Origin of the sequence: Bradyrhizobium sp. WYCCWR 13022, from assembly GCF_030435535.1 — a bacterium.
Classification (GTDB): Bacteria; Pseudomonadota; Alphaproteobacteria; order Rhizobiales; family Xanthobacteraceae; genus Bradyrhizobium.
Genome location: NZ_JAUIZJ010000002.1, coordinates 426,726 through 453,365, shown reverse-complemented (window position 1 = coordinate 453,365; position 26,640 = coordinate 426,726). Strand labels below are relative to the sequence as shown.

Sequence of the window (26,640 nt, the reverse complement as noted above, 5' to 3'; positions counted from 1 at the left end):
CCCAGATTTTAGGGGGGAGAATAGCATCACTTCCGTGCTCTAGCGGTCCGACCGGACGAATACTCTCCTCAGCGCGGCGTGGGCACGCTTCAGGTGTCACGCCGCCGCAATACCTCTTCCCTGTGGCTTCGATTTAGGCAAATATATCCGCGTATTTTATTGCTTATAGTTTTGGCTGAGGGGCGAATGATCAGTCAGCGCGCTGTTTTCATAACCGGAGCTATTTTCAACCTTGCCGTGGGGTTCGGGTTGCTCTTCTTGTTTCCGTTATTGCAGCCCTATCTTGGAGTGGTGCCCGTACCTCCAGAACTGAAGTTTCTCGTCGATATCGTCGGCATGTTTGTGTGTGCCTTCGGAGTTGCGTACTGGTTATTAGCCATTGATTTTCCGCGCTATCGACCCTTTGCAATATTCGGAGCAAGCTGCAAGTTACTCGTGGTGATGATCATCGCTTTGCACTTCTTCGCAGGACATGTCGGCTGGCAGCTTCTCGCCCTAGCGATGATGGATTTGGTATATGCCATTCTCTTCATCCTTATTTTGCGAGGCTCCCGCGCAATCGTCCTCCGAGCGGCTTAGCCACGCCGCATGCGCAATATGAAATAGCTACATTGTCCGTCGCGTTTTCGAAAGGATCACAAATATGTCCATTGCAGTAATTACCGGCACAAGCTCCGGAATTGGCCTTGCAAGCGCGATTACTTTGGCACGCGCAGGACACACCGTGTTCGCTGGCATGCGCAATCTCGACAAGAGCGCTGAGCTGCGAGAAGTAGCGGGTAAAGAGAACCTTCCCATCACCGTCGTAAAGTTGGACGTTGACAGTGACCAATCGGTCAAAGACGCTTTCGCGCGAATTATGAGCGAAAGCGGGCACATTGACGTGTTGGTCAACAATGCTGGGATTGGAGGAAGGGGCTACATTGAGGACGCGCCGATTGCCCTTTTTCGCCAAGTCATGGAGACCAACCTCTATGGCGGAATTAGATGCATCCAAGCTGTCGTCCCCAGCATGCGAGAGCGCCGGAGCGGCTGCATCATCAATATCACGTCCGTTGCCGGGCAGTTTGGAATGCCCCCGCAGGGGCCTTACGCAGCTTCCAAATGGGCTTTCGAAGGACTTAGCGAGTGCTTGGCGCAAGAGCTAAGTCCTTTCAACGTACGGGTGGCGATTGTTGAGCCGGGCGTGATCGCTACCCCAATGACAACCACGCCAAGACCGGCACCGCCGCCTAGCCCCTACTCAATGCACGGACGGCGCATCGCCGCGTACTTTATGGCCTCGCTGAGTAAGCCTACGTCACCATTCGCGGTCGCCGATGCAATCAAGGATATCGTAGACGGCAAGAGCACCAAATTGCGCAACCCTGCCGGAGCCGATGGCGCCGCGCTCATCAACTGGCGCAAAAGCAAGACTGACGAGGAGTGGGTTGCGTTGGGAGCTGCCACGGACGATGAGTGGATAGCTGATGCGAAAAAGCATTTTGGAATGGATATTAAGTTCTAGCGCCAGCTCCGAAGAGCAACCCAATAGGCTCGCGGCCTGAATTTCTAAATTCAAAGGTTAGTCACATGCGGTACCTTATATTGGGCGCCGGCGCCCTTGGCGGCTACTTTGGCGGGATGCTCCTGAAAGGTGGCGCCGACGTCACTTTTCTAGTCCGGCCCGCACGCGCTGACCAATTGAGGCGTGATGGTCTCATCGTGAAGACACAAGATGGAGGCGAGCTACGAACGCCAGTCAGAACCGCCGTCCAAGGAGACCTCGCAGGGCAATATGATGTCGTCCTGCTTTGTTGTAAGGCATACGATCTAGACAGCGCGATGGATGCGATAGGGGCAGCCGTCGGGCCAGAAACGACGATCCTGCCCCTACTCAATGGCGTTCGTCATCTAGATGTTCTGGCAAACCGGTTTGGTCGGCGCGCCGTGCTGGGTGGGCTCACGGTAATTAATGCTGCTTTGCTGTCGGATGGCACCATCCAGCAAAGCCAAGTTCGCGTGAATATCACTGCGATCGGCGAGCTGGATGGGAGCGGTTCTGATCGATGCTCCAACATCAAAGCCGCTTTAGAAGCGGGCGGCATCGCGGTGCAGGTGAGTGACAACATAACCGCTATGATGTGGGAGAAATTTTACGGCTTCGTCTGTAGCGCGACAGTCGCCACGTTGTGCCGCTCGCGCTCGGGATCAATCGCTCGCGCTCCTAGTGGCAGCGCGTTTGTGTCTGCGGTCATCGACGAATGCGCGCGTGTGGTCACGGGGCTTGGTCATCCGCCCATTGCAGCGCTTGATAGCGGGGGCCAACTCAAGGGGCTATTTGCCCAAACGGGGCTGAACTATGGACCATCTATCCTTATTGATATGGAGGACGGCCGGGCGACGGAAGGTGAGCATACGATCGGCGATATGGCTGAACGCGCTGCTAAAGCCGGCATCAACGCGCCTTTACTGACGGCCGCCCGCTGCAATCTCGAAGCATACGAGATTAATCGCAAACGGTAGCCCAACTAGTTGCTCTTACTAGCTTAGATGTCAGCCCTGATGAGTTCATGCCGCACCTTCCTAACCCAAACCCAGTTCATTCCGGCCCCGGTCCAGATCGGCGATTGCGTGACTTGCAACGCCGTTTCCGCGCGCTATCGGCGCGCGGAGATCGTACCAGTAACCTGCGATGGGCTATTGCGGCGTTGAGTACCATCGCTGTCGTTTTGGTTGTTTATCCGGCCATCTTTCTCCTTATTTCGAGCCCTTGGCCGGCCACGACAACGCTTAGACATATCGCTTCCGCCCCGAACTGCGAATTTGCCCGTTTGGTCGGTTTGGCGCCGGCAAGGCGTGGAGAGCCCGGCTATTGGAAACACCACGATCGCGACCGGGACGGCATTGCTTGCGAACCATGGCCCAGTCGGCGGTAAGTTGCTTCGCAGCTGCTTCCGCCTACTCGGCACGGGTAAGAGCGAAAGCATCATCGGGTAAAAGGGACTACAATTCATTGGCCTCAGCCCCTACGTGTACGAACCGGGGTCGCACCCGTTAAGGAATTGGTGAGAGGTCGATGTCACCTTTTGCAAATTAGGCCGCGATACGCGGCAGCACATTCTAGGAACCGTAGATTTTCAACACGCCCAGTTGGCGGTCTCTTGAAGGAGAGGCCCAATGTTTAAGGGCTTCGCGGTGGCAGTTGTGGCGCTGTTAAGCACAGCGCAGCTGGATCAATACTTAAGTGACGGTCGGTACACAGATGCCGCCATGGCTATGCTGCGGCAAATCACACGCGCATTTGGTTTTTAGATAATTGTTTAGCGAGGAGCCGCGTGATGGACATCTCATGGGCTGATCTCGATAGCGATGAACAGCGCACCATTGCTGTATTGGGAGCCGGACTTTCCGTTGAACTGTGCGACCCTCTCGCCCTCCTGACGTTGAGGCGTCTCGGTCTAATCGTCGGGTTCGATCTGACTGCTGCCGGACACAATCTGCGAAGAGATGTCGTTGTGACGAGTATCGCAGGCTCGCACTCGATCTAGGCTATCCGCTCCTTTGCGACCCGCGAGTTGCGAACGTAGAAGCCGTGTTGCTGAACTGCCGATTTGATCTCGCCGCTGACTTTCAGAACTCGTTTTCTGCTCTTGCGCCACTTCTTGCCCGAGCAAACCGCCGGTATGTGCGAGCCCAAACTTAGAACGAGCAGGCCGCCCGTCCCGTTACGATAGACGTCAAACATTTCGTCCCCCACTAATCTATGATGAAGTAACTGATGAAGTACTTTTTTGTCACCTCAATGAGCCGGCTCGGCAACTTGGATGCTGCACAGGTTGTATCTTCGCAACAATATTTACTGCACGTGAATTGCGGGGAAACTCCCGGTACCGTGGCACCATCTACTTAGGTTTCTGTTTGGATGTTGTTCGTATGCCACGCCAACGCACCAACTCCGCGCTTGATCAATACGAGCTGGCGGTTGATGAGATCGTTGCCGCTTGTGACGGCGACCTGCGCGGCGCAGTTAGAGTGCTGATGCTGTCGAACGAGCGGTTGGAGCTGAGAGTGGAGCAGATGAGTGAGGTTCATCCTCCTCACCAGCGATTGCATTAGCTGCGCGCTCTCAAAGCATCTGCCGCTTCGGCGATTTCTCCTTGTCGTTGAACTCCGGCAATCGACCGAAAAGGGCCGCGTATTTTGCAAAAGCAAGGTACTCAGCTCGCACGACATCGCCCATCACCCTCAAGTCTTTAGGCAGGTTCGAAGAGACGTTGCACTCGAATGGACAGACAGCCACATAGAGCTTCTTCGCAAGCAAATTGCCATTGCGGTATTTGCCGCGAAACCTCTCGGCGCCGCCATGGCCCGGACCGGATTTGTCACGCAACGTGTTATTGAAGGCATTGAGGCGACCGCGAAGGCCGCTTACCGCATTCGTGAAGCCAAAATAGCGAATATGCTTCGACCAACCAAACCGCTTGCCTGCAATATTGGTACTGGAAATTGCTATGGCGTATACGCCGGGGTAATTTGTGTTTTTCAGCAGGTCTCGCTGATCGAACTTCACCCAACTTGAAAATCGCATTGCTTCCTTCATCATGTCTTGCGCGGCGCCGGGTATAAGCGCCTGTAAACACCACCGCCTGCAAACACGGCACAGCCAGTAACGGTTTTAGTGATGATAGGCCGTGACGCGTGCTTTGGCCTCATATGTCGCATAACTGGCGCGAAGCAATTCGCGCGTCAGCGCGTGTACCAGCTCGACTAAATCACCCAGCTTCTTATCTTCCTCCTCCTGCGAAAATGGCGACAGTAACGTTCCGTGCATCACTGAGTTACGTATGTCGTTCCATGCCGAAAATTGCGATGATGTGATTGCCGCTCTCTCTCTAAGCCTTCGCAGATCATTCTTGGTCGTTTCATTTTCAAAACTAAAGTTTTGAACAGCCTTGATTGCCGCCCCCCTGAGCCGGTCCGGAGCCGTCGCGCTCTCGATTACTTTAACTAGAGCGGCTTTCTGCTCCTTATCAACCTTTTTGTCTTTGCTTACCACCTGTTTTGCCGGGCGCAATAGCTTGGTCAGGCCTTCGGTCGCGCTCGCCAGAGTAAGAGCCATGACCCAACGCGAAGCAAATGCAACTTGCGCCAACTCGTCGTAAAAGCTGGTTATCGGATGAGGAGCGAAGTTGGGTCGGCCACAATCATCTCTCGCAAGCGCGATCAAACTTAGAAATTGGCTATACCATTCAAAGAAATCCCCCCACTTCTGGTCATCTCCCCAGTGCCAGAATGCGGACCAAACCGCACTTTTCACCTTCGGCACAGTGGAGACACAGACCATCGAACGGTCGCCAAAATTCCGCGCATAGAGACGCGGCATAACAGGCTGTCCGAACAACACTCGAAATGGCTCGACCAACCATCGCTCTGTATACGTTGGAGGAAGCTGCTCCGAATGCGGAGCTTTAACGGTGACGCAATGGGATTCCCGGTCATGAGTGAATGTAATGGCCGAGCCGAGCATCTCAATTGTCTTGTCCCTGTGGCCGTTCAGCGCAAGTGCCAGAGGATGGTGCCCATCAACGGAATATATCAGTTCGGTGCATGAGGTTCGAGTGATGCCCTCACTTGTATCGTCACAGATAAGCGAGGACAATTCTCCCTCAAACCGTCCTTCGATTATATTTCTTCGATTTGGGATTGTGTATCCGCATGACCATTCAACCCCATCCACGTCCACACCTTCGAGACGCATGCGAGCACTTGCATCGTATGAATTATCGCGCTGATAACGCATGGTGTCCATCAGCGCTGCGAAATCCATCGAAGAGGCCTGAAATTCGTAGGATAAGTCCGATAGGGATTGCATGCTTATCGTCCCGCTGCCGATTGCGAGCGGAGAAGGAAGGTGGTCGCGTCCAATCAGTTGCATTTGAGGGAAGGTGAGAGCTTTCGGCGCGATCAGAAATGATCGCCATCGGTCTAAGGTTGACAACGTAGGGCCTCCTAATCTTGCGCCCATCAGGCCGCCGCGGCGCGCATTGGCCAAGCGCAAGTGATCCATCGAATACATCCGACGTGTTGTTTTGGCGCGCTTCTCAAAAGGGGTGATCCATCGCGCAACGTGTAATGTACATTCTCCGGCGTATGTGCTCGTTACATTCTTCGTATAAGGCTTTTGATCCAGATCATCGAGTTTTCTATAGCCCAGCTAGTCTGGTGATCGGTAAGACTTGGCATGGGCGCAGCGCCGGGACCGTGCCCGAATGGATTGCGGACCTTCGTAAAAAAGTGTTTCAGCGCCTCCATCTCCCACACCTCAATGAGTTTCGCGCCCACCAAGTTATCAATGTAGTTGGAAGCGCCTTTCTCGCTGCCTCTGGTCAACCGCTTTTCGCCCGAGATAATCTTGATGGCGCTTTCCAGAGAGCGGGCGGCATAGAGGGCCGGATCGCGCCCGCCCGTATCGCGCAGATCGATAGCCTCCTTCATATCGTGGTCGACGTTGAGCCACTTCGGCTCCGCTACCAGCTTCCAGAATGGCGTCTCGATCTCCCGCGCTACCGTTTGATCTTCAGAGATTTGGATAAACGCGTTGTGATAGTGCAACTGGCGCTGCGCTTGCCGTAGGCGGGTATTCAGCTCTGCCACGGCTTCGCGAAAATCTTTATTCATCTTCTCATTCTGCGCCCGAATTTCATCGGAATAGTTTCCGGGAATGCGGGGCTTCCCGCTGCGAGCGCTTCTGGTGCTAAAAAAATCGTCCATTTCCCCGATAGCTGCCGGCAAGTTGGCGTTGTTGGTGGCGATGCGCTCTTCGACCAGACGAAAAGCAAGCTCGATAAAGCTTATTCGTTCCTTCATGAAGCGATCGGGTTGATCGCTTCCACCGAAGTCTTGCAAGAACCACGCTTTGCAAACGTCATCGATGCCCCACGATCCATAATAGTGGTGTGGTTGCCCGTTCCACGTTCCCATGAAATTGTAGGTTAGAGGCGAAAGAGATGCTTGGCCCAATTCCATTGAAAGCCTGCTCTGCACTTCAGACCAGAGGCCCTTGTTGCTGTCGTTGAAGCGACAGAGTTGCTCCGAAAATAATCGGTACATTTGGACCAGCAGCCGCTGCTCGGTCGTGGTGAAAATGGTCCACAGCGGCGTCTGCTTGTAGCGCTCTGCAAAGATGTCGGTCAGCATTGCGGGTAATCCAATGTCCTCGAATCAACGAGGGATGGTTACACGTGAGCGCTACACGCCAGACAGTTTTTGTAGGGTAATGTCCGCGAAATTCACAGGGTTGCCACGAGCGCTCGGCTCTGCTGCCGTACTCATGGCCCGAAACGATAGGGAACCTCCAATATCTAAGGCAAGGGGCTCTCTATGACTTTGATTAATCGTTTCATCGCAGACGAAGGCGGTGCTACCGCGATCGAGTACGGTCGGATCGCAGTCGGCATTGCGCTGGCGATCATCACGGTCGTCAACAATCTCGGTACCACGCTCAACGACAAGTTCGGATCGATCAGCAGCTCGCTGAAATAGCCGGCACCCACTCCATCACCAATGCGAGCTCGCGCATTAGCCACAGCGCGGCCGAGCGCGAACGCGCGCATCTGTACGATCCGACCGATCAACCGGGCAAAGGCCAATCTGCGTGTAGCACCGCGACGGAAGGCGCGCGAAGGCGTACCGGATCGTGCGGTGAGCATGGTTCGGCAGCCGACGTGGATGTCACTTGGACGATGGGCCAGACTGCGGAAGTACCTTCACGGTGCATTGGCTGTTGTAAGAATGCCAAACACCTGTCTTGAGGCAGATATCGTACGACGCCTTGCAATCGGCGTGGGTCTGACCAGCGTATTGTCGCGCTTCGCATATTGATCTGGTGGCCTCGCAGCTGCTGCTTGAGCAAAGGGGCTGAGCAAGCGCAGCTTCAACCGCACCGAAGGCTAAAATAGCAGCCATGACTACCGTTGAAAAAATCTTCATTGCAATTCTCCCTGGTTGAAAAAGCGGCATAATTCTCGATGCAGCGTTCCAGTGCAACGCCTCTCGATTCTTTAAAGTCGGCATGGCTGAGGTGAAGGGCTGGGGCCGCCCGTTCGACGGTCCTATCAAGTTGGATGACGGCAGGACGTTGCGCATCTTGCGGGACGCTGGGCCTGCTGCCGAAGCGCGCTAATCACCGCCCGTACCGTGCCCGGCCGGTTCGCGTGCGCTCGTCGTGGCCGGGCCACCTAAGCGCTGAAAGACAGGCCCTTTTTGTTCGAGTGTCGTTCGGCTTCGAGAACTAGGGAGTTCCGATGTTGATACGCGCGCAAGCCATCACTACCCAACGGAACGTCGGTTGGCTGTGAGTGTTACGTTTTGAACAGATTGGTCGCGCCGATGAAAGATGCCTATCAGCTTGCACTTGCAATGTTTGTTCTGGCTTGGACTGGCGTAATGCTGGTCACCGGCCAACTTTATATGGAGTATCGTGCGGTACATATGCCGGCACCGCCGGCCGCTGCTGCGGCTCATAATGTATCAGCTATCCCTGACCGAAACCGAAGTGCTCAGAGCCTCGCCGTGCGATAGCTGCGTCAAAGGGTGACCCCGATTAGGCGCTGGCGTTTTCTCCTAAGCTCGCGAGCTGGGCTATCTTATCATGTGTTAGTGCGTGCAATCTGAAGGCGAGGAAAAACTGGCAGAGGCGCGCCTGTTTCGGCTGCGCCGAAGCGGCCTCAGCATCGGGTTCCACCCTCGGCGACGCGCGGGACCGTTCTCGTTTGAGCAGTGAAACCGGCTCTAGGGCAGTCCGTACATACGCGGACGGTCGCGCCGTGTCTCCATCCCACCCTCCTGCGGCCGTCCGGCCCCCGCGCAGTCTGCGGCGCTGGGGGCCGCTTTTTGAATTCTATGGCCGGGCCTTTCCCTGCTCGACCGCCGTAAGCCGAGCAAATTACGAGCGCGCCTTAAATCGGATACGTTTCTTTGTCGCGAAACCATGAGCCGTTTGAAAAGAACAAGGGCGGACTTAACCCGCTTAAATGTGGGGCACCCAGCTATGTCAGAACCCTCAAAACCAAAGAGTCTTAAATGCCCGCATTGCGGCTTCGCGATGCTTGCAGATGGAAAGCGCTTTTTTGGGTCGCGCGAGCGCATCTATGATTGTCTGAACTGCGGCAATGAAGTGAAAGGTAATGACCTCGCCCCTTGTCGCGAAAAACCCGCGAAGTAGGACCTCCGCCTACTGCGCGGCCTCTTTCGCAAGTATCGGCGTGCTCGCCCTTGAAATTTTTGTGGATTTTCGGATTGCGACACAACGGAGGATGCAAGTCGCGCAATGCGTTGATTTTGCTTGTTTTTTAACGTTATACACTCCCTGCGCAGTGGGTTGACGGCTTATGCCGTGGTCTCCCCGGGGAGCGATGCACTATTGCCCCCGTCGCCTTGCAGATGGCTGATGCGCGGGCCCGGTTGGGCCGCACGCATCACCGCAAGACTTGACGCACAGACTCCGGGCGTCAGGACGACACGGTTTTGCCGTACGCCGTCACACCGGTCGTGTGCGCGAGGCCTTTGCTCACGGTTGCCCGCCCTGCAAAACCCTTCGCGCCGGTGTGACCAACGTCCACCACGGCTCATCCCACGTTCGTGACGATCGCGATACGCCCCCTGACCGGGATGAGGTGGCGGATGTCTACTGCAAATCAGAAATTCGGTAAAGGAGAATATTTTCGCCAGCGACGATTGACCCGCTGATCGGGTGTTTTGCTCGTCGGGCAACGCAACCTCTTGTAGCCCGGATTGCCCTTCGCTCCATCCGGGCGACGGGACTTCAACCCCGCGGCGAACGCGGCGGCCTTCGTTTCACGGCGTGCCTTCGCGGCGAGCGGGTGGCACGGGGACGGAGCCGCGTTGCCGCCGCGGCGCGGCGCGGCTTGGCAGGGGCTTGCGGGCCGCGGGCGAGTTCCATCAGCATGCGGAGCGCCTCGACCACCGAGCGTTGACGGACCGCCGTGCGGCCGATCGCGCCAAAACGCTGCTCACGATGGATGATGCGGCCGTCGCGTGCCGCGGCGGCGAAATGAACGAGGCCGACCGGCTTGCCGGGCGTGGCACCGCCGGGGCCGGCAATGCCGGTGATGGCGACCGCAAGATCGACGCCGGCGCGCTCCAGTGCGCCGATGGCCATGGCGGTCGCGGTCTCCTTGCTGACGGCGCCGAAATTGGCGAGCGTGCCGGCCTCGACGCCGAGCATCGCGCGCTTGGCGTCGTTGGAATAGGTGACGAAGCCGCGGTCGATCACGTCCGACGAGCCGGGGATGTCGGTCAGCGCGCCGGCCACGAGCCCGCCGGTGCAGGACTCCGCGGTCGCGATCGTCAGCTTGCGCATCCGGCATAGATCGAGCAGCGAGCGGGAGAGGGCGCGTGCGTCGCTGCCGCCCATGGTCTAGACGCTCCAGGGAAGGCGGATGGTGGCGCTCGCGGTGGCCGCGATGCCTTCCTCGCGGCCTGTGAAGCCGAGCCGCTCGCTGGTCGTCGCCTTCACGGCGACGCGGGAGATGTCGACGGCGGAGATTTCGGCGATCCGCGCGCGCATGACGTCACGCAGCGGGCCGATCTTCGGCCGCTCGCAGATCATGGTGACCTCGAGATTGGCGATGCGCCCGCCGCGCGCCGTGACGCGCTCGATGGCGTATTTCAGGAACTGGTCGGAGGAGGCGCCCTTCCACTTCGCATCGCTCGGCGGGAAGTGCGAACCGATGTCGCCGTCGGCGAGCGCGCCGAGGATGGCATCGACCAGCGCATGCAGGCCGACGTCGCCGTCGGAATGCGCCAGGAAGCCTTTGGTGTGCGGCACGCGCACTCCGCAGAGCACGAGATGGTCGCCCTCGCCGAAGGCGTGCACGTCATAACCCGTGCCGGTCCTGATGTCGCCGAGCAGGCTGGCAAGGCGCGCTTCCTCGCGCACGAAATCTTCCGGGGTGGTGAGCTTCATATTGGCAACATCGCCTTCAAAGGTCGCAACCGTCAATCCCGCCCATTCGGCGATCGCAGCATCATCGGTGAAATCAGATCGTCCGTCCTTTGCCGCGCGACGATGCGCTTCGAGGATGACATCGAAACGAAAGGATTGCGGCGTCTGCGCGATTCGCAAGGCTGCCCGGTCCGGCGTGTCCTCGACATCGCCGCTCGCGCTGGTGACCTTGATGGTGTCGGTGACAGGGACGACGGGGATCGCGGCGCCCGTGCGGCCTGCCGCCTCGATCGCGCGCGAGATCACGCCCGAAGAGACGAAGGGGCGCGCGGCGTCGTGGATCAGAACGATGTCGGGCTTGTGCCTGGCCAGCGCTTCGAGGCCTGACAGCACCGAGGCCTGACGCGTCGCACCACCATTGGTCGGCGCCTCGTGCTTGAGGCCTGCGACCGCGGCCGTGAAGATGGCGCTGTCGTCGGGATTCACCACCGGCTGCACGGCGAACACGTCGGGGTGGGTGCTGAACGCTTCCATTGCGCGATAGATCACGGGCACGCCGCCGATCTGGCGATATTGCTTGGGACCGCCGACGCCTGCGCGCAGGCCACGTCCGGCCGCGACAAGAACGACTGCGGTGCGCTGTGATTTCGCCATAGGACTCAAATATTCAGCTGTTAAGGGAAGAGTCGGAAGAGGGGTGATTGCCGGCATGCCTCTAGCACGGCAGGCCCGCAAAAAAAGGGGGTTTCCCCGGATTGTGGGATTCAGCATTTTGTTGCACTGCACTTGAAAGATCTGCAGAACTGTCTAAACTGTAGGCATGGCGCTTGACTGCACAAGAATTGTGCGCAAGATAGGCCATGGCAGGCGCGATGAGGCCCTGCCCACGCAACGAGACCCCTGTGACCGGCTCGGCAGTATCAGGCTCTAAGCCGTTGAAAATAGGCGATATTGATATCGCCAATCCGGTCTTCCTGGCACCGATGTCGGGAGTAACGGACTCACCCGTTCGCAGGCTCGCCGCCGAGCTTGGAGCCGGCTTGGTCGTCTCCGAAATGACCGCCAGCGATGAACTCGCCAACGGCCACCGCATGTCGCGGTTGCGCTGCGAAGCGACCGGGGTCGGCCCGCACGTGGTCCAGCTCGCCGGCTGCGAGGCGCATTGGATGGCGGAGGGCGCCAGGATCGCCGAAGCCGAGGGCGCCGACATCATCGACATCAACATGGGCTGTCCGGCACGCCACGTGACCGGCGGCCAGTCGGGCTCGGCCCTGATGCGCGATCTCGATCACGCCGTGAGCCTGATCGAGGCGACGATATCAGCCGTGAAAGTGCCGGTGACGCTGAAGATGCGGCTCGGCTGGGACGATCGCACCCGCAACGCCCCCGAGCTGGCGCGTCGTGCGGAGACCGCCGGCGTCAAGCTCGTCACCGTCCATGGCCGCACTCGCTGCCAGTTCTACAAGGGCGAGGCCGATTGGGATGCGATCCGCGCGGTCCGCGAGGCCATCACCATTCCGCTCGTCGTCAATGGCGACATCACCACTTTCGAGAAGGCGCTCGCGGCGCTCGAGGCCTCGGGCGCCGACGCCGTGATGATCGGCCGCGGCGCGCAGGGCCAGCCCTGGCTGCCCGGCGAGATCGGCCGCCGCCTGAACGGCGGGGCGGCCGAAGCCACGCCGTCGCTCGCCACGCAGCTGGATTACGTCCGCACGCTTTATGACGGCGTCTGCGCGCTCTACGGCATGCGCGTGGGCCTCAAGCATGCACGCAAACATCTCGGCTGGGCGCTCGATGTTGCTGCCGAAGCGAGCAGCGTCCCGGTCGAGACGCTGAAGGCCTGGCGCCAGAAGATTCTGACGTCTGAGGATCCGCATCTGGTCCACAAGTCGCTGCAGGATGCGTACGACGACTTCGCATGGAGCGCCGCTGCATGACCTCAGCCGCCGACCATCGCAAGCCGACCGACAGCGACGCGATTCTCGATGCCTTGCCCAATCCCGTTCTCATGATCGGGCCGGACGGCAAGATCGTCGCCGCCAATATCGCGACCGAAGCGTTCTTCGATATCTCGACACAGTTCCTGAAGCGGCAGTCGCTGAAAGAGCTGGTGCCGTTCGGAAGTCCCTTGCTGGCCTTGATCGACCAGGTGCGCTCGTCGAATTCGCCGGTCAACGAGTACAAGGTCGATCTCGGCACGCCGCGCATGGGCGGCGATCGTCAGGTCGATCTCCACGTCGCCCCGCTGACCGAGCGGCCGGGCCATATCGTTGTGATGCTCCAGGAGCGTTCCATCGCCGACAAGATGGACCGGCAGCTCACCCACCGCAGCGCCGCGCGCTCGGTGATCGCTCTGGCAGCCATGCTGGCGCATGAGATCAAGAATCCGCTCTCCGGCATCCGTGGCGCGGCGCAGTTGCTCGAGCAGCAGGCCTCGACCGAAGACCGCATGCTGACGCGGCTGATCTGCGACGAGGCCGACCGCATCGTGACGCTGGTCGACCGCATGGAGGTGTTCGGCGACGAGCGGCCCGTGGTGCGCGGCCCCGTCAACATCCATTCGGTGCTCGATCACGTGAAGCGGCTGGCGCAGTCCGGCTTTGCCCGCAACATCCGCTTCATCGAGGATTACGATCCCTCGCTGCCGCCGGTGCTGGCGAACCAGGATCAGCTCATCCAGGTTTTCCTCAATCTGGTGAAGAACGCCGCCGAAGCGCTGATCGACGTGCCCGACGCCGAGATCCAGCTCACCACCGCATTCCGCCCAGGCGTGCGCCTGTCAGTCCCCGGTCAAAAAACCCGGGTATCCCTGCCGCTTGAATTCTGCGTGAGGGACAATGGACCAGGCGTACCTGATGATCTTCTGCCCAACCTGTTCGATCCCTTCGTGACCACCAAGCAGACCGGCTCTGGCCTCGGTCTTGCTCTGGTTGCCAAGATCGTCGGCGATCACGGGGGCATCATCGAATGCGAGTCTCAGCCGCGCAAGACCACCTTCCGCGTGCTGATGCCGATGTACTCGACATCGGCCAGGACAACCGATCACAGCAGTCGCGACGGCTCTGCCGGGAAGTCGTCGTCTGCATCACAGGGGGCAAAATGAGGATTAACGATGCCCGCAGGTAGCATTCTCGTAGCTGATGACGACACCGCCATCCGCACGGTTCTCAACCAGGCACTTTCCCGGGCCGGGTACGAAGTCAGGCTGACCGGCAACGCCGCGACGTTGTGGCGTTGGGTCAGCCAGGGGGAGGGCGATCTCGTCATCACCGACGTCGTGATGCCGGACGAAAACGCCTTCGACCTGCTGCCGCGGATCAAGAAGATGCGGCCGAATTTGCCCGTCATCGTCATGAGCGCACAAAACACCTTCATGACGGCGATCCGCGCCTCCGAGCGTGGGGCGTACGAATACCTGCCGAAGCCCTTCGACCTGAAGGAGCTGATCGCGATCGTCGGCCGCGCGCTCGCCGAGCCGAAAGAGCGGGTTGCAACGCCCGACGACGACGCCGAGATGGAGGCGATCCCGCTGGTCGGCCGGTCGCCGGCCATGCAGGAAATCTACCGTGTGCTCGCACGGCTGATGCAGACCGACCTCACCGTGATGATCACGGGCGAGTCCGGCACCGGCAAGGAGTTGGTGGCGCGCGCGCTGCACGATTACGGCAAGCGCCGCAACGGCCCGTTCGTCGCGGTCAACATGGCGGCGATCCCGCGCGATCTCATCGAGTCCGAATTGTTCGGCCACGAGCGCGGCGCGTTCACCGGCGCCAACACGCGGGCATCCGGCCGGTTCGAGCAGGCCGAGGGGGGCACGCTGTTCCTGGACGAGATCGGCGACATGCCGATGGAGGCGCAGACTCGATTGCTGCGCGTGCTGCAGCAGGGTGAATACACCACCGTCGGTGGTCGCACCCCGATCAAGACCGACGTGCGCATCGTCGCGGCCTCCAACAAGGATCTGCGCGTGCTGATCCAGCAGGGGCTGTTCCGCGAGGATCTGTTCTTCCGCCTCAACGTCGTGCCGCTGCGGCTGCCGCCCTTGCGCGAACGCATCGAGGACTTGCCGGATCTCGTGCGTCACTTCTTCGCTCTCGCCGAGAAGGACGGATTGCCGCCGAAGAAGCTCGACGCGCTGGCGCTGGAGCGGCTGAAGCAGCATCGCTGGCCCGGCAACGTGCGCGAGCTGGAGAACCTCGCCCGGCGCCTCGCCGCGCTCTATCCGCAGGACGTGATCACGGCCTCCGTCATCGACGGCGAGCTGGCGCCGCCCTCGGTCAGCCCGGGGGCCGCGGTCCAGCAGGGCGTCGACAATCTCGGCGGCGCGGTGGAAGCCTATCTCTCGTCGCACTTCCAGGGTTTTCCCAACGGCGTGCCGCCGCCGGGCCTCTATCACCGCATCCTCAAGGAGATCGAGGTGCCGCTGTTGACGGCCGCGCTCGCCGCCACCCGCGGCAACCAGATCCGCGCGGCCGACCTGCTCGGCCTCAACCGCAACACGCTGCGGAAGAAGATCCGGGATCTCGATATCCAGGTGTACAGGAGCGGGGGCTAATCATCGCGACAAACACTCAACGCGTTTGCGCGGGAGTGGCTCAGCTCTCCCTACCAAAGCGGAGCTGAGCCTGTCCGGATCGCGCTGGCCGTTGTGGTCTGCGCGGTGAGCAGAAGTCCGGATCGGGCTGAATGTTCCCCTGGAACACAGGAAAATGAAGCGTCGGGCCGCAGGGCGTGGCGTCTCATCATCTATCTGATGAGGCGCGCCATGATCGGCTGAATATTGGCCATCTCCGCCGTCTGCTCCTGCCTGCTCGAGCCGTTGACCAGAAGGTCAGAGGCCACGATCAGCAGCAGCACCGCCGAGACCATGATTGCGAGAAATATCCTTTCCATGCCGGTTTAAGCCGGAATGGCCGGATTCCGTTCCGGGGAAACTCGCCGGTGGCCACCATCGTCTGTGGATGCGCCCGCCTGCCGCGGGATAGACGCCGCGGAATTGTCGCAATTCGGCAACAATGTGGTACGAATACATCAGTATCCGCGCGTCGCGGACCTGTTTTCAGCACCCTATTGCCCGGAATGACCAGCGCAGACACCTCGGCCGCATCCTTTGACACGGCTCCAGCGGAAGAGCCCCGGCGCTGGTCGGTGTGGCGCTGGCTGGGACCGTTTGCCGTTGCGCTGGCGTTGCTGTCGGCGCTCCTGACTTTCCTGGTCTTGACCGGGTTGACCAGCATCGAGCCGACCCCGGAGGTCGTCAGCTCCTTCCTGGCGATCAATGCCGGCACCATCCTGCTCCTGATCGGGATCATCGGCCGCGAGGTCTGGCAGATGATCCAGGCCCGTCGGCGGGGACGGGCAGCGGCGCGGCTGCATGTCCAGATCGTCGGCCTGTTCTCGATCGTCGCCGTGCTGCCGGCGGTGCTGGTCGCCGTCGTCGCCAACGTCACGATCGAGCGCGGCCTCGACCGGCTGTTCTCGGGTCCGACCAAGGAAGTGATTCAGAACTCACTGACGATCGCGCGCGCCTATGTGCAGGAGCACGCGCAAGTGATCCGCGGCGACATCCTCGGCATGGCCAACGACGTCTCGCGCGTTCCGATGCTGTTCGACCAGGACCGCCAGTCGTTCCTGCAGCTCCTGACCTCGAGCGCGGCGGCACGCAACCTGCCGGGCGCGATGCTCATGGGCAAGGACGCCAATCCGATCCTGTCGGCGGAAACCGGTGGCGTTCCGCTCGCCTTTGCGCCGCCTGCGCCGGAGTTTCTTCAGAACGTCAACGAGAACGAGCCCGAGATCGCGGTCTTGCCCGATCAAAATCTGGTGGCCGCCGTGATCAGGCTCAGGGGCTTCACCAACACCTTCCTCTACGTCGCGCGCCCCCTCGATCCGAGGGTCGTCGCCCAGCTCAGGCAGACCGAGCTGAGTGTCGCCGAATATGCCCAGATCGAGTCGCGCAAGCTCGGGATCCAGGTCGCGTTCGCGCTGATGTTCGCGGTGATCGCGCTGACCATCCTGATGGCCTCGGTGCTGATCGGGCTCAACTTCGCAAACTCTCTGGTGGCGCCGATCCGGCGGCTGATGAACGCCGCCAACACCGTCTCGACCGGCGATCTGCATGTCCAGGTGCCCGTGCACAAATCGGAAGGCGATTTGGCCCAGCTCGGCGAGACGTTCAACAAGATGACGCAGGAACTGCGCAGCCAGCGCGACGAGCTCGTCAACGCCAGCGACCTCATCGACAGCCGCCGCCGCTTCATCGAGGCCGTGCTGTCGTCGGCGAGCGCCGGCATCATCGGTGTCGACACCTCCGGCAGCGTCGGCATCCTGAATCGCTCCGCCGAGAAGCTGATCGGGCATTCCGAGGCCGAGACGCTCGGCCATCCGCTCTCCGACGTGCTGCCCGAACTCGAGGAGATGATGACGGCGGCGCGGGAAGGGACCCAGCGCCTGGTGCAGGGCCAGATCACGATCACGCGCGACGGCACCGAGCGCAATCTGTCGGTGCGGGTCAGCGCCGAGAAGAACCAGCCGCACGACAGCTACATCATCACGCTCGACGACATCACCGAGCTGGTCTCGGCGCAGCGCACCTCGGCCTGGGGCGATGTCGCGCGCCGCATCGCCCACGAGATCAAGAATCCGCTGACGCCGATCCAGCTCTCGGCCGAGCGCATCCGCCGCAAGTTCGGCAAGGACATCACCGAGACCAAGGACAAGCAGATCTTCGACCAGTGCACCGACACCATCGTGCGCCAGGTCGACGACATCAGGCGTATGGTCGACGAGTTCTCGCGCTTCGCCCGGATGCCAAAGCCCGTGATGGAGGGCGAGGACGTCGCCGACACCGTGCGGCAGGCGGTGTTCCTGATGAAGGTCGCCCATCCCGAGCTCGATATCGAGGCCGAGTTCAAGGAGGATCCGCTGCGCGCCCAGTTCGACCGGCGGCTGATCTCGCAGGCGGTCACCAACATCGTCAAGAACGCCACGGAGGCGATCGAGCAGGTGCCGCCGGAGGAGCTTGGCAAGGACGGGGGAAAGGGTCGCATCGACGTCGTGGTGTCGCGCGACGGCGAGGACGTGCTGATCGACGTCATCGACAACGGCATCGGCCTGCCCAAGGTCGCACGCTCGCGGCTGCTCGAGCCCTATGTGACGACGCGCGCCAAGGGCACCGGCCTTGGCCTCGCCATCGTCGGCCGCGTGCTCGAAGACCATGGCGGCCGTATCGAATTGAAGGACGCCTCCGACTTCCGCCAGGGCCAGCGTGGCGCCTGGATGCGGATGCGCTTTGCGATCTCCGGCCAGGCCAAGAAGGCCGATGGCGCCGTCGTGACGCAGGAAACAAAAGAGCCGGCGGCCGAAACCAAAGAGCCCGCTGAAAAGACCAATGATTCAACGAAAATCGAAGCCTCAACAGGCAGCTGACAAGACAGGCGCGACCCATGGCAAGTGAAATTCTGATTGTCGATGATGAGGCCGATATTCGGGATCTCGTTGCGGGCATCCTCGAAGACGAGGGTTTTGTCACCCGCACGGCACGCGACAGCGACTCGGCTTTGGCCGAAATCGCCAACCGCAGGCCGCACCTCGTCTTCCTCGACATCTGGCTGCAAGGCTCCAAGCTCGACGGCTTGCAGCTCCTGGAGCAGGTCAAGAAGGACAATGCCGACCTGCCTGTCGTGATGATCTCCGGCCACGGCAACATCGAGACCGCGGTCGCCGCGATCAAGCGCGGCGCCTATGACTTCATCGAGAAGCCGTTCAAGGCGGACCGGTTGATCCTGGTCGCCAACCGCGCACTGGAAAACTCGCGCCTCAAGCGCGAGGTGAAGGAGCTGAAGCAGCTCGCGCCGAGCGCCAGCCAGCTCGTCGGCCGCTCGCCCAGCATGAACCAGCTGCGCCAGACCATCGAGCGCGCGGCCAAAGCCAACAGCCGGATCCTGATCGTCGGCCCCGCCGGCGCCGGCAAGGAATTGACCGCGCGCACGCTGCACACGGCCTCGGGTCGCGCCGACGGTCCCTTCGTCGTCATCAACGCCGCCGCGATCACGCCGGAGCGGATGGAGCACGAGCTGTTCGGCGTCGAGCAATCCAACGGCGAGCAGCCGCGCAAGCCCGGCGCGCTCGAAGAGGCGCACGGCGGCACGCTGTTCATCGACGAGATCGCGGACATGCCGCGCGAGACCCAGAACAAGATTTTGCGCGTGCTCGTCGAGCAGTCGTTCCAGCGCGTCGGCGGCACCGCCAAGGTGCAGGTCGACGTCCGCATCATCTCCTCGACCGCGCGCAATCTCGAAGAAGAGATCGCGGCCGGCCATTTCCGCGAAGATCTGTATCATCGGCTTTCGGTAGTGCCGATCCGCGTGCCCGCGCTGTCGGAGCGGCGTGAGGACATTCCTGAGCTGATCGACTATTTCATGGAGCAGATCTCGGCTGGCAGCGGCCTGCCCAAGCGTCAGATCGGACAGGACGCGATGGCGGTGCTGCAATCGCATGTCTGGCCGGGTAATGTGCGCCAGCTCCGCAACAACGTTGAACGAGTCATGATTCTGGCTGCCGGCGGGCCGGAGGTGATCATCACCGCCGACATGCTGCCGCAGGACGTCGGTTCGATGGTGCCGGCGATGCCGACCAGCAACAATGGCGAGCACATCATGGGCCTGCCCCTGCGCGAGGCACGTGAAGTGTTCGAGCGCGACTATTTGATTGCCCAGATCAGCCGTTTCTCAGGAAATATTTCTCGTACGGCCGAGTTTGTTGGCATGGAACGTTCGGCGCTACACCGGAAGTTGAAGGCGCTCGGGGTCGGTTGACGCGCGACGGCGCGGCGCTACCTTTAGGGATATCTGAGGAAAATCATCTGTTTCCGTAATTTTTCGGAGAAAATCGGCGCGCCCTGCCGCGTGAAGCGGCTTGCCTAAAGTGTTCGCCTGCCTTCTAATCATCCTGCTGTTCCCTAGAGGGGGATCTCATGAGGGACGGCAACCGGACGAAGGCCCAAACTTTCAAAACAGGGCCGCGACCGGCGCTATAAAAAGAAACTCAAAGCGAGAAAAAAACAATGGCGGCAGACCGCGCACAAAACCTACAGGACACCTTCCTTAATCACGTTCGCAAAACCAAGACGCCACTGACGATCTTTCTGGTCAACGGAGTGAAGCTCCAGGGCATCGTGACCTGGTTCGACAATTTCTGTCTGCTGCTTCGGCGCGACGGTCATTCGCAGCTGGTCTACAAGCATGCGATCTCGACCATCATGCCGGGCGCTCCGATCCAGCTGTTCGAAGGCGGCGAGGATCAGCCGGCTTGAGAGTGATCTGATTGGAACCCCGGAATTTCGACGGGGATGCCGACCGTTCGCGGTCGGCAGGGGCTAAGCAGACGGGGCGGGTGCTTGTCATCGGCCCCTATTTGCGGGCGCGTGCGGGTAGTGCCGACGCGCAATCGGAGAGCCATGCCTCTGCCAGTCATGTCCAGCGTGACGCCGAGGCCCGGCTCGACGAAGCGACGGGCCTTGCGCGTGCGATCGATCTCGTCATTGCCGATGCCATCATTGCGCCGATCAGCCAGATCCGGCCCGCGACCTATATCGGCAAGGGCAAGGTCGAGGAGATTGCCGCGCTCGCCAAGAGTCTCGACGTCGAGCTCGTGGTGATGGACTGCGCGCTGGCGCCGATCCAGCAGCGCAATCTCGAGAAGGAATTGCATGCCAAGGTGCTGGACCGCACCGGGCTCATTCTCGAGATCTTCGGCCGCCGCGCCAAGACCAAGGAAGGCTCGCTCCAGGTCGAGCTCGCGCATCTCAACTACCAGCGTTCGCGCCTGGTGCGATCGTGGACCCATCTGGAGCGCCAGCGCGGCGGCTTTGGATTCATGGGCGGCCCCGGCGAGACGCAGATCGAAGCCGACCGCCGCCTCATCCAGGAGCGCATCACCAAGCTCGAGGGCGAGCTGAAGAAGGTGCAGGCAACGCGCCGTCTGCATCGCGCCGGGCGCCAGCGTGTGCCGTACCGCGTCGTCGCGCTGGTCGGCTACACAAATGCCGGCAAGTCGACACTGTTCAACCGCCTGACCCGCGCCGACGTGCAAGCCGCCGACATGCTGTTCGCGACGCTCGATCCCACCTTGCGGGCGCTGACACTGCCGCATGGCGGCAAGGCGATGCTGTCTGATACCGTCGGATTCATCTCCAATCTGCCGACCCAGCTCGTCGCCGCCTTCCGCGCCACGCTGGAGGAGGTGCTGGAAGCCGACGTCATTCTGCATGTCCGCGACATCTCGCATGAGGATGCCGAGGCCCAGCAGAGCGACGTCGATGCTGTGCTGCGCCAGCTCGGTATCAACCCCGACGATTCCGGCCGCATCATCGAGGTCTGGAACAAGATCGATCGTTACGATCCGGAGCAGCGCGAAGAGCTCCTGAACATCGCCGCGCGCCGGCCGGAGGATCATCCTGCGATGCTGGTCTCGGCCGTCTCAGGCGAAGGCATCGATGCGCTGCTCGCCGCGATCGAGGAGCGTCTCGCCGCCAAACGCACCACGCTCGACCTCTCGATCGACGCTGCCGACGGCGCGGGAATCTCCTGGCTGCACCGCAATTCCGAGGTGCTGGCCAAGGAGCTGCACGACGGCCGCTTCGACATGACCGTGCGGGTGGACGAGACCAAGCGGGATATCGTGGTGAACAGGTTCGACGCGGTGCCGCGTTTGTCGGCGTGAGCCGCTTAGTTAAGTTACCGCGAAAGGTCGAGGCTTAGAAACTGGTTGTGCGCACTCGCCTGGTAGTCGGCGAACGGCGCGCAGGACACGAAGCCAACGCTGCGATAGAGCGCGACGGCAGGAACGTGCAGGGGAGCCGTCCCGGTCTCCAGGCTCAGACGCGAATATCCGCGCTTTCGGCTTTCAGCGATGATGTGGTTCAGAATCGAGCGTCCGGCGCCGGTCCGCCGCACGGCGGGTGCGGCGCGCATCGACTTCACTTCGCCATGCGTCGCGTCCAGTTGCTTCAGCGCACCAAAACCAGCGAGCATATCGTCCTGCCAGGCCGTCCAGAACGTTACGGACGGAGCCGACAGGCCGCTCGCGTCGAGTGCCTGCGCGTGCTCCCCCATGACGCTGCGCAGCTCTTCGAGATGATGCGCCAACAAGGCGGCAACATGGGGCGCTTTCGGGTCGTCCTGCTTGATCTCCACTGCGCGTCCCTGTGTCAGGTCGCCGTCTTCGCCGCATTCCACAACGCGTCCATCTCCGCCAGCGACGCCTGCTCCAGCGTGCGGCCCTGCGCTTCCAGCGTCCGCTCGATATAGGCAAAGCGCTTTTCGAACTTCGCGTTGGTCGCGCGCAATGCGGCTTCGGGATCGGCATCGACGTGTCGGGCGAGGTTGACGAGGGCGAACATGAGGTCGCCGGTTTCTTCCGCGATCTCCTGCTTGTCGTTGCGGTCGAGCGCGGCCTCAATCTCGTCAGCTTCCTCGCGGATCTTTTGCAAGACAGCGCGCGGATCGTTCCAGTCGAAGCCGACTGTGGAGGCCTTGCGCTGCAGCTCCATTGCGCGCGTCAGAGCAGGCTGGCCTGCCTTGACGCCCGAGAGTAGCGATTGGTGCTTCGGTGCAGCTTCCGGCCGCCGGCGCGCGGCGCGCTCGGCTTTCTCCTCGGCCTTGATGCGGTCCCAGACCTCCTTGACGTGCGAGGAGGCGAGGTTGCCGTCCTTGTCGGCGAACACATGTGGATGGCGCCGGATCATTTTTCGAGTGATGGCCTCGACGACATCGCCGAACGAAAAAACGTTCTGCTCCGACGCCATCTGGGCGTGGAACACGACCTGCAAGAGCAGGTCTCCGAGCTCCTCGCGGAGATCGTCGAGGTCGCCGCGGTCGATGGCGTCGACCACCTCATACGCTTCCTCGATCGTGTACGGCGCGATCGTCGCGAAATTCTGCTCGAGGTCCCAGGGGCAGCCGGTCACCGGCTTGCGCAGCGCCGCCATGATCTCGATCAGGCGGGAAATGTCGCGGGAAGGGGTCATTGCGGGGCAGTCTCCTGGGTCCGAAACCTTATGCCAAAAGCGGGCCGCCGTTCCCAGCGGGGCGCGCCGGAAAGGGCCGATTTCCACCGATTGGCTGACACGTCCTGCAATGCTAAAGCGCAAGGCCATGAGTGACGCATTTTCATCACAAACCGCGCTGGTGCTGTTTTCCGGGGGCCAGGACTCCACCACCTGTCTCGCCTGGGCGCTGAGCCGCTTCGCCCGCGTGGAGACGCTGGGGTTCGAATACGGCCAGCGCCACGCCGTCGAGCTCGACTGCCGCGACCGGCTGGTCGACGGCATCAAGGGTCTTCGCGCGGATTGGGCTGCAAAACTCGGTGAGAGCCACACGTTGTCCATCCCGACCCTGGCGGCCGTGTCGGAGACGGCACTGACGCGCGATGTCGCGATCGCAATGGGCGCCGACGGGTTGCCGAACACGTTTGTGCCCGGCCGCAATCTGGTGTTTTTGACGTTCGCCGCGGCGCTGGCCTATCGTCGGGGAATTACCCACATCGTCGGCGGCATGTGCGAGACCGACTATTCCGGCTATCCCGATTGCCGCGACGATACCATCCGCGCGATGCAGTCGGCGCTCTCGCTCGGCATGGCAAGGAAGTTCGAACTGCATACGCCGCTGATGTGGATCGACAAGGCCGCAACATGGAAGCTCGCGCATGACCTCGGCGGCGACGCGCTGGTCGATCTCATCCGCGAGCAGTCCCACACCTGTTATCTCGGCGAACGCGGCGCGCAGCACGATTGGGGCTATGGCTGTGGCGAATGCCCGGCGTGCAGCCTGCGCGCGAAGGGATGGCGGGAGTTTGTGGCGCAGAGGTAGCCAACGAAATGGTGTCATTGCCCGCGAAATGTTTAGTCTGGAGACATGGCTGACACCTGTTCGGACACATCACTGACTGGTTGGTCATTGGTCAAGCCGGGCGACGACAAACGGCACCAGCTAGCCAAAATCCTCCGGCTTTAGCTCGATCGGCTTGCCGTGCGGCGTGCGATCAGCCGCATGATCCCAGGCATTGCGATAGCGATGCAGTGTATCCATCGACGCGACGCCCTTGCGCGCGACGAGGCCCTCCAGTGTGGCGAGCCAGTGCAGATAGTAGGTCTCGCCGGTGTCAGGATCGCCGGCGGCCTGCGCGCGCTTGATTTCGTCGGCGAGTGCTGCAGCCCATTCGGGCCAGGTGAACACGCCACGGTCGTGCAGGCTCAAGGCCATCGCAAAGGCGTGGGCTTCCCAGGGCGCGCGGAAAACCGGGCCGTCATCGTCGCGCGGAATGCTCGGAATGGCCGCCGTCGCGGCGGCGGCAGCCTCACTGCTCATCACGCCGGGTCCAGGTAGGGCTCGAACGCATCGATCGAGACCTTCAGGGTCGGATCACCATCCGCGCCCCAGAGATCACGGCCTGCAAACACGACCGTATAGAGCCATTGCGGATTCTCGCCGAGCTCCATCGCGGCCGTGTCAGGAAACACGTGGCAGCCATGGTTCAGCTCGACCACGCCGACATGGCCGCGCACGTAGCGCGGCAGCCGCGTGTGCGTGGTGGGATGAATGTTCTTGGCGCGAACGCGATCGCCGATGTTGAATTTGGCGGGCGCAGGCGCTGGGTGGGCAAACTTGCCGCGCACCATGATGCGCTCGACATTGGCGAGATCGAACTTGCCGTGCTTGAGCGCCTTGCCGGGCTGCATCGCATGGCCGGCGGCAACCTCCTCGCGGGTAAGGTAGCCCTTCTCGATCAGCATCTCCTCGAGGCCGAGGAACCACTTCTTGTAGTAGGAGCTCGACAGGTACACGTGTGGCGGAAGCGTCTCGCGATAGAAGCGCGAGGTGTCGATGTTGAACGCACCGGCCGCGCCCATCGCGCGCACCATGGCGAGCACGCGCGACTCCCATTCCTCATGAAACATCGGCTCGTTCGGCTCGGCTTCGACCTTGCCGAACCCATCCATGCCGCCCATGTCATGGACGCCGTTCACGACGGCGCTCCCGGCGTTTTGGGAAACCCAGTGCCGATCATGGAGTCGCGCGTGACGAGCTCGGCGAGCTGTTCCTCGCTCCAGCCTTCGGTGCCCGCAGGGCGCATCGGCAGCACCAGGAAGCGCGTCTCGGCGGTGGAATCCCAGACCCGGATCTCAATGTCCTTCGGCAGTATGACGTCGAAGTCGGCGAGCACACCGCGCGGGTCCTTCACCGCACGCGAACGGTAGGGCGAGGCCTTGTACCAGACCGGCGGCAGACCCAGCATTTCCCAGGGGTAGCAGGAGCATAGCGTACACACGACCATGTTGTGACGCTGCGGCGTGTTCTCGACCACGACGAGATGGTCGCCGACGCGGCTGACATGGCCGAGCGTGCCGATCGCCTTGCTGCCGTCCTCCAGCAGCGCCTTCTTGAACGCCGGATCGGTCCAGGCCCTGGCGACGACGCGCGCGCCATTATGCGGGCCGATCTTGGTCTCGTAGGCCTGGATGATGGCGTCGAGCGCGGCCGGTTCGACATAGCCTTTTTCTGTCAGAATCGTCTCGAGCGCGCGCACGCGCAGCTCGGTCTCCGACAATTCCGAATGATCGTCGTCGTGATGATGGTGGTCGTGATCGTCGCTCATGGCCCGAAAGACTAAGCGCATGGCCCTTGCCTGTCGAGCATTCGTTGCGCCACGATCGGTCTCATATTCGTGACGCCGTTTGCGCGCTATGATCAAAGAAAAATCGACCTTGGAGGCGCCCATGAAAGACTTCGTCAAGATCGAGAAAGGTCTTGGGCCCGAGGGACGGATCGCGGTGGTGCGGTTCGACCGCCATGACGGCATCAACGCGCTGTCGCCGGACGCGATGCGCCAGCTCACGGCGGCCGCGCGCAGTTTCGAGGACGACGCGGCGACTTCCGTCGTGGTCTTGACGGGGAATGTGGGTGCCTTCAGCGCCGGTTTCGACCTGAAGGACGCCGAAGGGCGTGCGCGCAAGGAAATGGACCTTGGCACGCTGCGGCGGCATCTCAAGCTCGGGCCGCGCCTGACGCATGCCTGGCACGAGATGGAGCAGATCACGATCGCCGCGATCGAAGGCTTCTGCATTGGCGGCGGCGTGGCGCTTGCTGTCGCGCTCGACTTTCGCGTCATGGGGAGCGACGCGCATCTGCGTGTGCCCGAGATCGGGCTCGGCATGAACATGAGCTGGCAGAGCATCCCGCGCATGCTGCATCTGATCGGACCTGCCCGCACCAAGCAGGCGGTGATCCTGGCCGATGAACGCATCACCGCCGACGAAGCCTATGAATGGGGCCTGGTTGAGCAGGTCGTGGACCCCGGCAGGGCCTTCGATGCCGCGATGGAGCTGGCCCGCAAGGTCGCCGCGCAGCCGCCGCTCTCGGTTGCCATGACCAAGCTCACCGTCAACCGGCTTGCGCATGCGCTGGACGATCTCGCCAGCCACATGGACCTCGACCAGTTCGCGCTGGCGAGCCTCAGCGACGACCACAAGGAAGGCGTCGAAGCGTTTTTGGGGCGCCGCAAGCCGCACTTCAAGGGGCGCTAGCTAGGCCATACGCTTGCGGGGACGATCCGGTCGATGGGCCGCGCGGTGCGACGACGATTGAGGGGGAGGGCGCATGACCGCCAGTTCGAAGGCACCTGAGGCGAAAGGC

The 26,640-nt window shown here is 61.4% G+C and carries 29 protein-coding genes; 17 read left to right on the top strand and 12 right to left on the bottom strand.

All coding sequences use genetic code 11. The features are described from left to right. Window positions 1-186: 186 nt before the first annotated feature. The 6 genes from QY049_RS03125 to QY049_RS03100 all read left to right on the top strand — a co-directional run bounded on the left by QY049_RS03125 (window position 187) and on the right by QY049_RS03100 (window position 3,530). Window positions 187-579, top strand: a complete 393-nt coding sequence (locus QY049_RS03125; RefSeq protein WP_301268868.1) for a hypothetical protein — start codon at window positions 187-189, stop codon at window positions 577-579. 64 nt (window positions 580-643) lie between these two features. Next, entirely contained in the window at window positions 644-1,507 is an 864-nt protein-coding gene (locus tag QY049_RS03120; protein WP_301268867.1) for an SDR family oxidoreductase, read from the top strand. A 65-nt stretch (window positions 1,508-1,572) separates the two neighbouring features. Then, window positions 1,573-2,505 carry a ketopantoate reductase family protein gene (locus QY049_RS03115; RefSeq protein ID WP_301268866.1) on the top strand — a complete coding sequence of 311 codons (933 nt, stop codon included), beginning with the start codon at window positions 1,573-1,575 and terminating at the stop codon, window positions 2,503-2,505. 47 nt (window positions 2,506-2,552) lie between these two features. Next, window positions 2,553-2,918, top strand: coding sequence for an excalibur calcium-binding domain-containing protein (locus tag QY049_RS03110; protein WP_301268865.1), 366 nt, complete (start codon window positions 2,553-2,555; stop codon window positions 2,916-2,918). A gap of 241 nt (window positions 2,919-3,159) precedes the next feature. Continuing rightward, window positions 3,160-3,294: a hypothetical protein gene (locus tag QY049_RS03105; RefSeq protein ID WP_258762217.1), complete on the top strand. Its 135-nt coding sequence runs from the start codon at window positions 3,160-3,162 to the stop codon at window positions 3,292-3,294. Window positions 3,295-3,320: 26 nt separating this feature from the next. Next, window positions 3,321-3,530 carry a hypothetical protein gene (locus QY049_RS03100; protein WP_301268864.1) on the top strand — a complete coding sequence of 70 codons (210 nt, stop codon included), beginning with the start codon at window positions 3,321-3,323 and terminating at the stop codon, window positions 3,528-3,530. Here the strand turns inward: QY049_RS03100 and QY049_RS03095 are convergent. Beyond that, window positions 3,527-3,727, bottom strand: a complete 201-nt coding sequence (locus QY049_RS03095) for a hypothetical protein (protein ID WP_258762215.1) — start codon at window positions 3,725-3,727, stop codon at window positions 3,527-3,529. The genes QY049_RS03100 and QY049_RS03095 overlap by 4 nt on opposite strands. Before the next feature lie 188 nt (window positions 3,728-3,915). On the opposite strand from QY049_RS03095, the gene QY049_RS03090 reads away from it, so the two are divergent. After that, window positions 3,916-4,098 (top strand): hypothetical protein, encoded by a 183-nt coding sequence (locus QY049_RS03090; RefSeq protein ID WP_301268863.1) that lies wholly within the window; start codon window positions 3,916-3,918, stop codon window positions 4,096-4,098. Between the two features lie 10 nt (window positions 4,099-4,108). Here the strand turns inward: QY049_RS03090 and QY049_RS03085 are convergent, their stop codons facing one another. From QY049_RS03085 to QY049_RS03075, 3 genes are all read right to left on the bottom strand, one after another. Then, a complete protein-coding gene (locus tag QY049_RS03085; protein ID WP_301268862.1) occupies window positions 4,109-4,585 on the bottom strand; it encodes a hypothetical protein in 477 nt (158 codons plus the stop codon). 72 nt (window positions 4,586-4,657) lie between these two features. Further along, window positions 4,658-6,049, bottom strand: coding sequence for a hypothetical protein (locus QY049_RS03080; protein ID WP_301268861.1), 1,392 nt, complete (start codon window positions 6,047-6,049; stop codon window positions 4,658-4,660). A gap of 92 nt (window positions 6,050-6,141) precedes the next feature. Then, the gene (locus QY049_RS03075; protein WP_301268860.1) at window positions 6,142-7,179 is read right to left on the bottom strand and encodes an AbiJ-NTD4 domain-containing protein; all 1,038 of its coding nucleotides are present in this window, start codon (window positions 7,177-7,179) and stop codon (window positions 6,142-6,144) included. A gap of 183 nt (window positions 7,180-7,362) precedes the next feature. Between QY049_RS03075 and QY049_RS03070 the strand changes: the two genes are divergently transcribed. Beyond that, on the top strand, window positions 7,363-7,524 hold the full coding sequence (locus tag QY049_RS03070) for a Flp family type IVb pilin (protein WP_301268859.1): 162 nt from the start codon (window positions 7,363-7,365) through the stop codon (window positions 7,522-7,524). Between the two features lie 2,281 nt (window positions 7,525-9,805). Here QY049_RS03070 and QY049_RS03065 read toward each other — a convergent pair. Next, window positions 9,806-10,417 carry a CinA family protein gene (locus QY049_RS03065; protein WP_258761637.1) on the bottom strand — a complete coding sequence of 204 codons (612 nt, stop codon included), beginning with the start codon at window positions 10,415-10,417 and terminating at the stop codon, window positions 9,806-9,808. 3 nt (window positions 10,418-10,420) lie between these two features. Then, a complete protein-coding gene (locus tag QY049_RS03060; protein ID WP_301268858.1) occupies window positions 10,421-11,602 on the bottom strand; it encodes a bifunctional 2-C-methyl-D-erythritol 4-phosphate cytidylyltransferase/2-C-methyl-D-erythritol 2,4-cyclodiphosphate synthase in 1,182 nt (393 codons plus the stop codon). Window positions 11,603-11,883: 281 nt separating this feature from the next. Between QY049_RS03060 and dusB the strand changes: the two genes are divergently transcribed. The 3 genes from dusB to ntrC are packed head-to-tail and all read left to right on the top strand — an operon-like array spanning window position 11,884 to window position 15,503. After that, window positions 11,884-12,885: a tRNA dihydrouridine synthase DusB gene (gene dusB / locus QY049_RS03055; protein ID WP_258766965.1), complete on the top strand. Its 1,002-nt coding sequence runs from the start codon at window positions 11,884-11,886 to the stop codon at window positions 12,883-12,885. Beyond that, complete coding sequence (locus QY049_RS03050) at window positions 12,882-14,051, top strand: nitrogen regulation protein NR(II) (protein WP_194475942.1); 1,170 nt, start codon at window positions 12,882-12,884, stop codon at window positions 14,049-14,051. Before dusB ends, QY049_RS03050 begins: the two co-directional genes overlap by 4 nt. Before the next feature lie 9 nt (window positions 14,052-14,060). Then, window positions 14,061-15,503: a nitrogen regulation protein NR(I) gene (gene ntrC / locus QY049_RS03045; protein WP_194475941.1), complete on the top strand. Its 1,443-nt coding sequence runs from the start codon at window positions 14,061-14,063 to the stop codon at window positions 15,501-15,503. A 191-nt stretch (window positions 15,504-15,694) separates the two neighbouring features. Here the strand turns inward: ntrC and QY049_RS03040 are convergent, their stop codons facing one another. Further along, a complete protein-coding gene (locus tag QY049_RS03040) occupies window positions 15,695-15,841 on the bottom strand; it encodes a hypothetical protein (protein WP_194475940.1) in 147 nt (48 codons plus the stop codon). Between the two features lie 186 nt (window positions 15,842-16,027). On the opposite strand from QY049_RS03040, the gene QY049_RS03035 reads away from it, so the two are divergent. The 4 genes from QY049_RS03035 to hflX all read left to right on the top strand — a co-directional run bounded on the left by QY049_RS03035 (window position 16,028) and on the right by hflX (window position 21,670). Further along, complete coding sequence (locus QY049_RS03035; RefSeq protein WP_258761635.1) at window positions 16,028-18,376, top strand: PAS domain-containing sensor histidine kinase; 2,349 nt, start codon at window positions 16,028-16,030, stop codon at window positions 18,374-18,376. 17 nt (window positions 18,377-18,393) lie between these two features. Further along, on the top strand, window positions 18,394-19,764 hold the full coding sequence (locus QY049_RS03030; RefSeq protein ID WP_194475938.1) for a sigma-54 dependent transcriptional regulator: 1,371 nt from the start codon (window positions 18,394-18,396) through the stop codon (window positions 19,762-19,764). 248 nt (window positions 19,765-20,012) lie between these two features. Beyond that, on the top strand, window positions 20,013-20,261 hold the full coding sequence (gene hfq / locus QY049_RS03025) for an RNA chaperone Hfq (RefSeq protein WP_007591126.1): 249 nt from the start codon (window positions 20,013-20,015) through the stop codon (window positions 20,259-20,261). An 11-nt stretch (window positions 20,262-20,272) separates the two neighbouring features. Beyond that, entirely contained in the window at window positions 20,273-21,670 is a 1,398-nt protein-coding gene (hflX, locus tag QY049_RS03020; protein WP_301268857.1) for a GTPase HflX, read from the top strand. Between the two features lie 14 nt (window positions 21,671-21,684). Here the strand turns inward: hflX and QY049_RS03015 are convergent, their stop codons facing one another. Further along, the gene (locus QY049_RS03015) at window positions 21,685-22,143 is read right to left on the bottom strand and encodes a GNAT family N-acetyltransferase (RefSeq protein ID WP_194475936.1); all 459 of its coding nucleotides are present in this window, start codon (window positions 22,141-22,143) and stop codon (window positions 21,685-21,687) included. Window positions 22,144-22,157: 14 nt separating this feature from the next. Next, window positions 22,158-22,976 carry a nucleoside triphosphate pyrophosphohydrolase gene (mazG, locus tag QY049_RS03010; RefSeq protein WP_301268856.1) on the bottom strand — a complete coding sequence of 273 codons (819 nt, stop codon included), beginning with the start codon at window positions 22,974-22,976 and terminating at the stop codon, window positions 22,158-22,160. A 127-nt stretch (window positions 22,977-23,103) separates the two neighbouring features. Here mazG and queC point away from each other — a divergent pair, with 127 nt between their 5' ends. Continuing rightward, window positions 23,104-23,817, top strand: coding sequence for a 7-cyano-7-deazaguanine synthase QueC (gene queC / locus QY049_RS03005; RefSeq protein WP_194475934.1), 714 nt, complete (start codon window positions 23,104-23,106; stop codon window positions 23,815-23,817). A 120-nt stretch (window positions 23,818-23,937) separates the two neighbouring features. Here queC and QY049_RS03000 read toward each other — a convergent pair whose 3' ends face one another. The 3 genes from QY049_RS03000 to nthA are packed head-to-tail and all read right to left on the bottom strand — an operon-like array spanning window position 23,938 to window position 25,603. Continuing rightward, window positions 23,938-24,315 carry a nitrile hydratase accessory protein gene (locus tag QY049_RS03000; RefSeq protein WP_194475933.1) on the bottom strand — a complete coding sequence of 126 codons (378 nt, stop codon included), beginning with the start codon at window positions 24,313-24,315 and terminating at the stop codon, window positions 23,938-23,940. Continuing rightward, the gene (gene nthB / locus QY049_RS02995) at window positions 24,315-24,974 is read right to left on the bottom strand and encodes a nitrile hydratase subunit beta (RefSeq protein ID WP_301268855.1); all 660 of its coding nucleotides are present in this window, start codon (window positions 24,972-24,974) and stop codon (window positions 24,315-24,317) included. Before nthB ends, QY049_RS03000 begins: the two co-directional genes overlap by 1 nt. Continuing rightward, a complete protein-coding gene (gene nthA, locus QY049_RS02990) occupies window positions 24,971-25,603 on the bottom strand; it encodes a nitrile hydratase subunit alpha (protein ID WP_194482740.1) in 633 nt (210 codons plus the stop codon). Before nthA ends, nthB begins: the two co-directional genes overlap by 4 nt. A gap of 121 nt (window positions 25,604-25,724) precedes the next feature. Here nthA and QY049_RS02985 point away from each other — a divergent pair, with 121 nt between their 5' ends. After that, window positions 25,725-26,531 carry an enoyl-CoA hydratase/isomerase family protein gene (locus QY049_RS02985; protein WP_301268854.1) on the top strand — a complete coding sequence of 269 codons (807 nt, stop codon included), beginning with the start codon at window positions 25,725-25,727 and terminating at the stop codon, window positions 26,529-26,531. Window positions 26,532-26,640: the final 109 nt, after the last annotated feature.

Bases quoted from the DNA above. Each gene is read 5' to 3' on its own strand.
- QY049_RS03070 (WP_301268859.1), top strand. From the start codon at position 7,363: ATGACTTTGATTAATCGTTTCATCGCAGACGAAGGCGGTGCTACCGCG.
- QY049_RS03075 (WP_301268860.1), bottom strand. From the start codon at position 7,179: ATGCTGACCGACATCTTTGCAGAGCGCTACAAGCAGACGCCGCTGTGG.
- QY049_RS03120 (WP_301268867.1), top strand. From the start codon at position 644: ATGTCCATTGCAGTAATTACCGGCACAAGCTCCGGAATTGGCCTTGCA.
- QY049_RS03000 (WP_194475933.1), bottom strand. From the start codon at position 24,315: ATGAGCAGTGAGGCTGCCGCCGCCGCGACGGCGGCCATTCCGAGCATT.
- QY049_RS03035 (WP_258761635.1), top strand. From the start codon at position 16,028: ATGACCAGCGCAGACACCTCGGCCGCATCCTTTGACACGGCTCCAGCG.
- QY049_RS03115 (WP_301268866.1), top strand. From the start codon at position 1,573: ATGCGGTACCTTATATTGGGCGCCGGCGCCCTTGGCGGCTACTTTGGC.
- QY049_RS03065 (WP_258761637.1), bottom strand. From the start codon at position 10,417: ATGGGCGGCAGCGACGCACGCGCCCTCTCCCGCTCGCTGCTCGATCTA.
- QY049_RS03080 (WP_301268861.1), bottom strand. From the start codon at position 6,049: ATGGATCACTTGCGCTTGGCCAATGCGCGCCGCGGCGGCCTGATGGGC.
- QY049_RS03060 (WP_301268858.1), bottom strand. From the start codon at position 11,602: ATGGCGAAATCACAGCGCACCGCAGTCGTTCTTGTCGCGGCCGGACGT.
- QY049_RS03090 (WP_301268863.1), top strand. From the start codon at position 3,916: ATGCCACGCCAACGCACCAACTCCGCGCTTGATCAATACGAGCTGGCG.
- queC (WP_194475934.1), top strand. From the start codon at position 23,104: ATGAGTGACGCATTTTCATCACAAACCGCGCTGGTGCTGTTTTCCGGG.
- hfq (WP_007591126.1), top strand. From the start codon at position 20,013: ATGGCGGCAGACCGCGCACAAAACCTACAGGACACCTTCCTTAATCAC.
- QY049_RS03030 (WP_194475938.1), top strand. From the start codon at position 18,394: ATGGCAAGTGAAATTCTGATTGTCGATGATGAGGCCGATATTCGGGAT.
- ntrC (WP_194475941.1), top strand. From the start codon at position 14,061: ATGCCCGCAGGTAGCATTCTCGTAGCTGATGACGACACCGCCATCCGC.
- mazG (WP_301268856.1), bottom strand. From the start codon at position 22,976: ATGACCCCTTCCCGCGACATTTCCCGCCTGATCGAGATCATGGCGGCG.
- QY049_RS03085 (WP_301268862.1), bottom strand. From the start codon at position 4,585: ATGATGAAGGAAGCAATGCGATTTTCAAGTTGGGTGAAGTTCGATCAG.
- QY049_RS03105 (WP_258762217.1), top strand. From the start codon at position 3,160: ATGTTTAAGGGCTTCGCGGTGGCAGTTGTGGCGCTGTTAAGCACAGCG.
- QY049_RS03095 (WP_258762215.1), bottom strand. From the start codon at position 3,727: ATGTTTGACGTCTATCGTAACGGGACGGGCGGCCTGCTCGTTCTAAGT.
- QY049_RS03110 (WP_301268865.1), top strand. From the start codon at position 2,553: ATGCCGCACCTTCCTAACCCAAACCCAGTTCATTCCGGCCCCGGTCCA.
- QY049_RS03050 (WP_194475942.1), top strand. From the start codon at position 12,882: ATGACCTCAGCCGCCGACCATCGCAAGCCGACCGACAGCGACGCGATT.
- QY049_RS03100 (WP_301268864.1), top strand. From the start codon at position 3,321: ATGGACATCTCATGGGCTGATCTCGATAGCGATGAACAGCGCACCATT.
- nthA (WP_194482740.1), bottom strand. From the start codon at position 25,603: ATGAGCGACGATCACGACCACCATCATCACGACGACGATCATTCGGAA.
- QY049_RS03040 (WP_194475940.1), bottom strand. From the start codon at position 15,841: ATGGAAAGGATATTTCTCGCAATCATGGTCTCGGCGGTGCTGCTGCTG.
- QY049_RS03125 (WP_301268868.1), top strand. From the start codon at position 187: ATGATCAGTCAGCGCGCTGTTTTCATAACCGGAGCTATTTTCAACCTT.
- QY049_RS02985 (WP_301268854.1), top strand. From the start codon at position 25,725: ATGAAAGACTTCGTCAAGATCGAGAAAGGTCTTGGGCCCGAGGGACGG.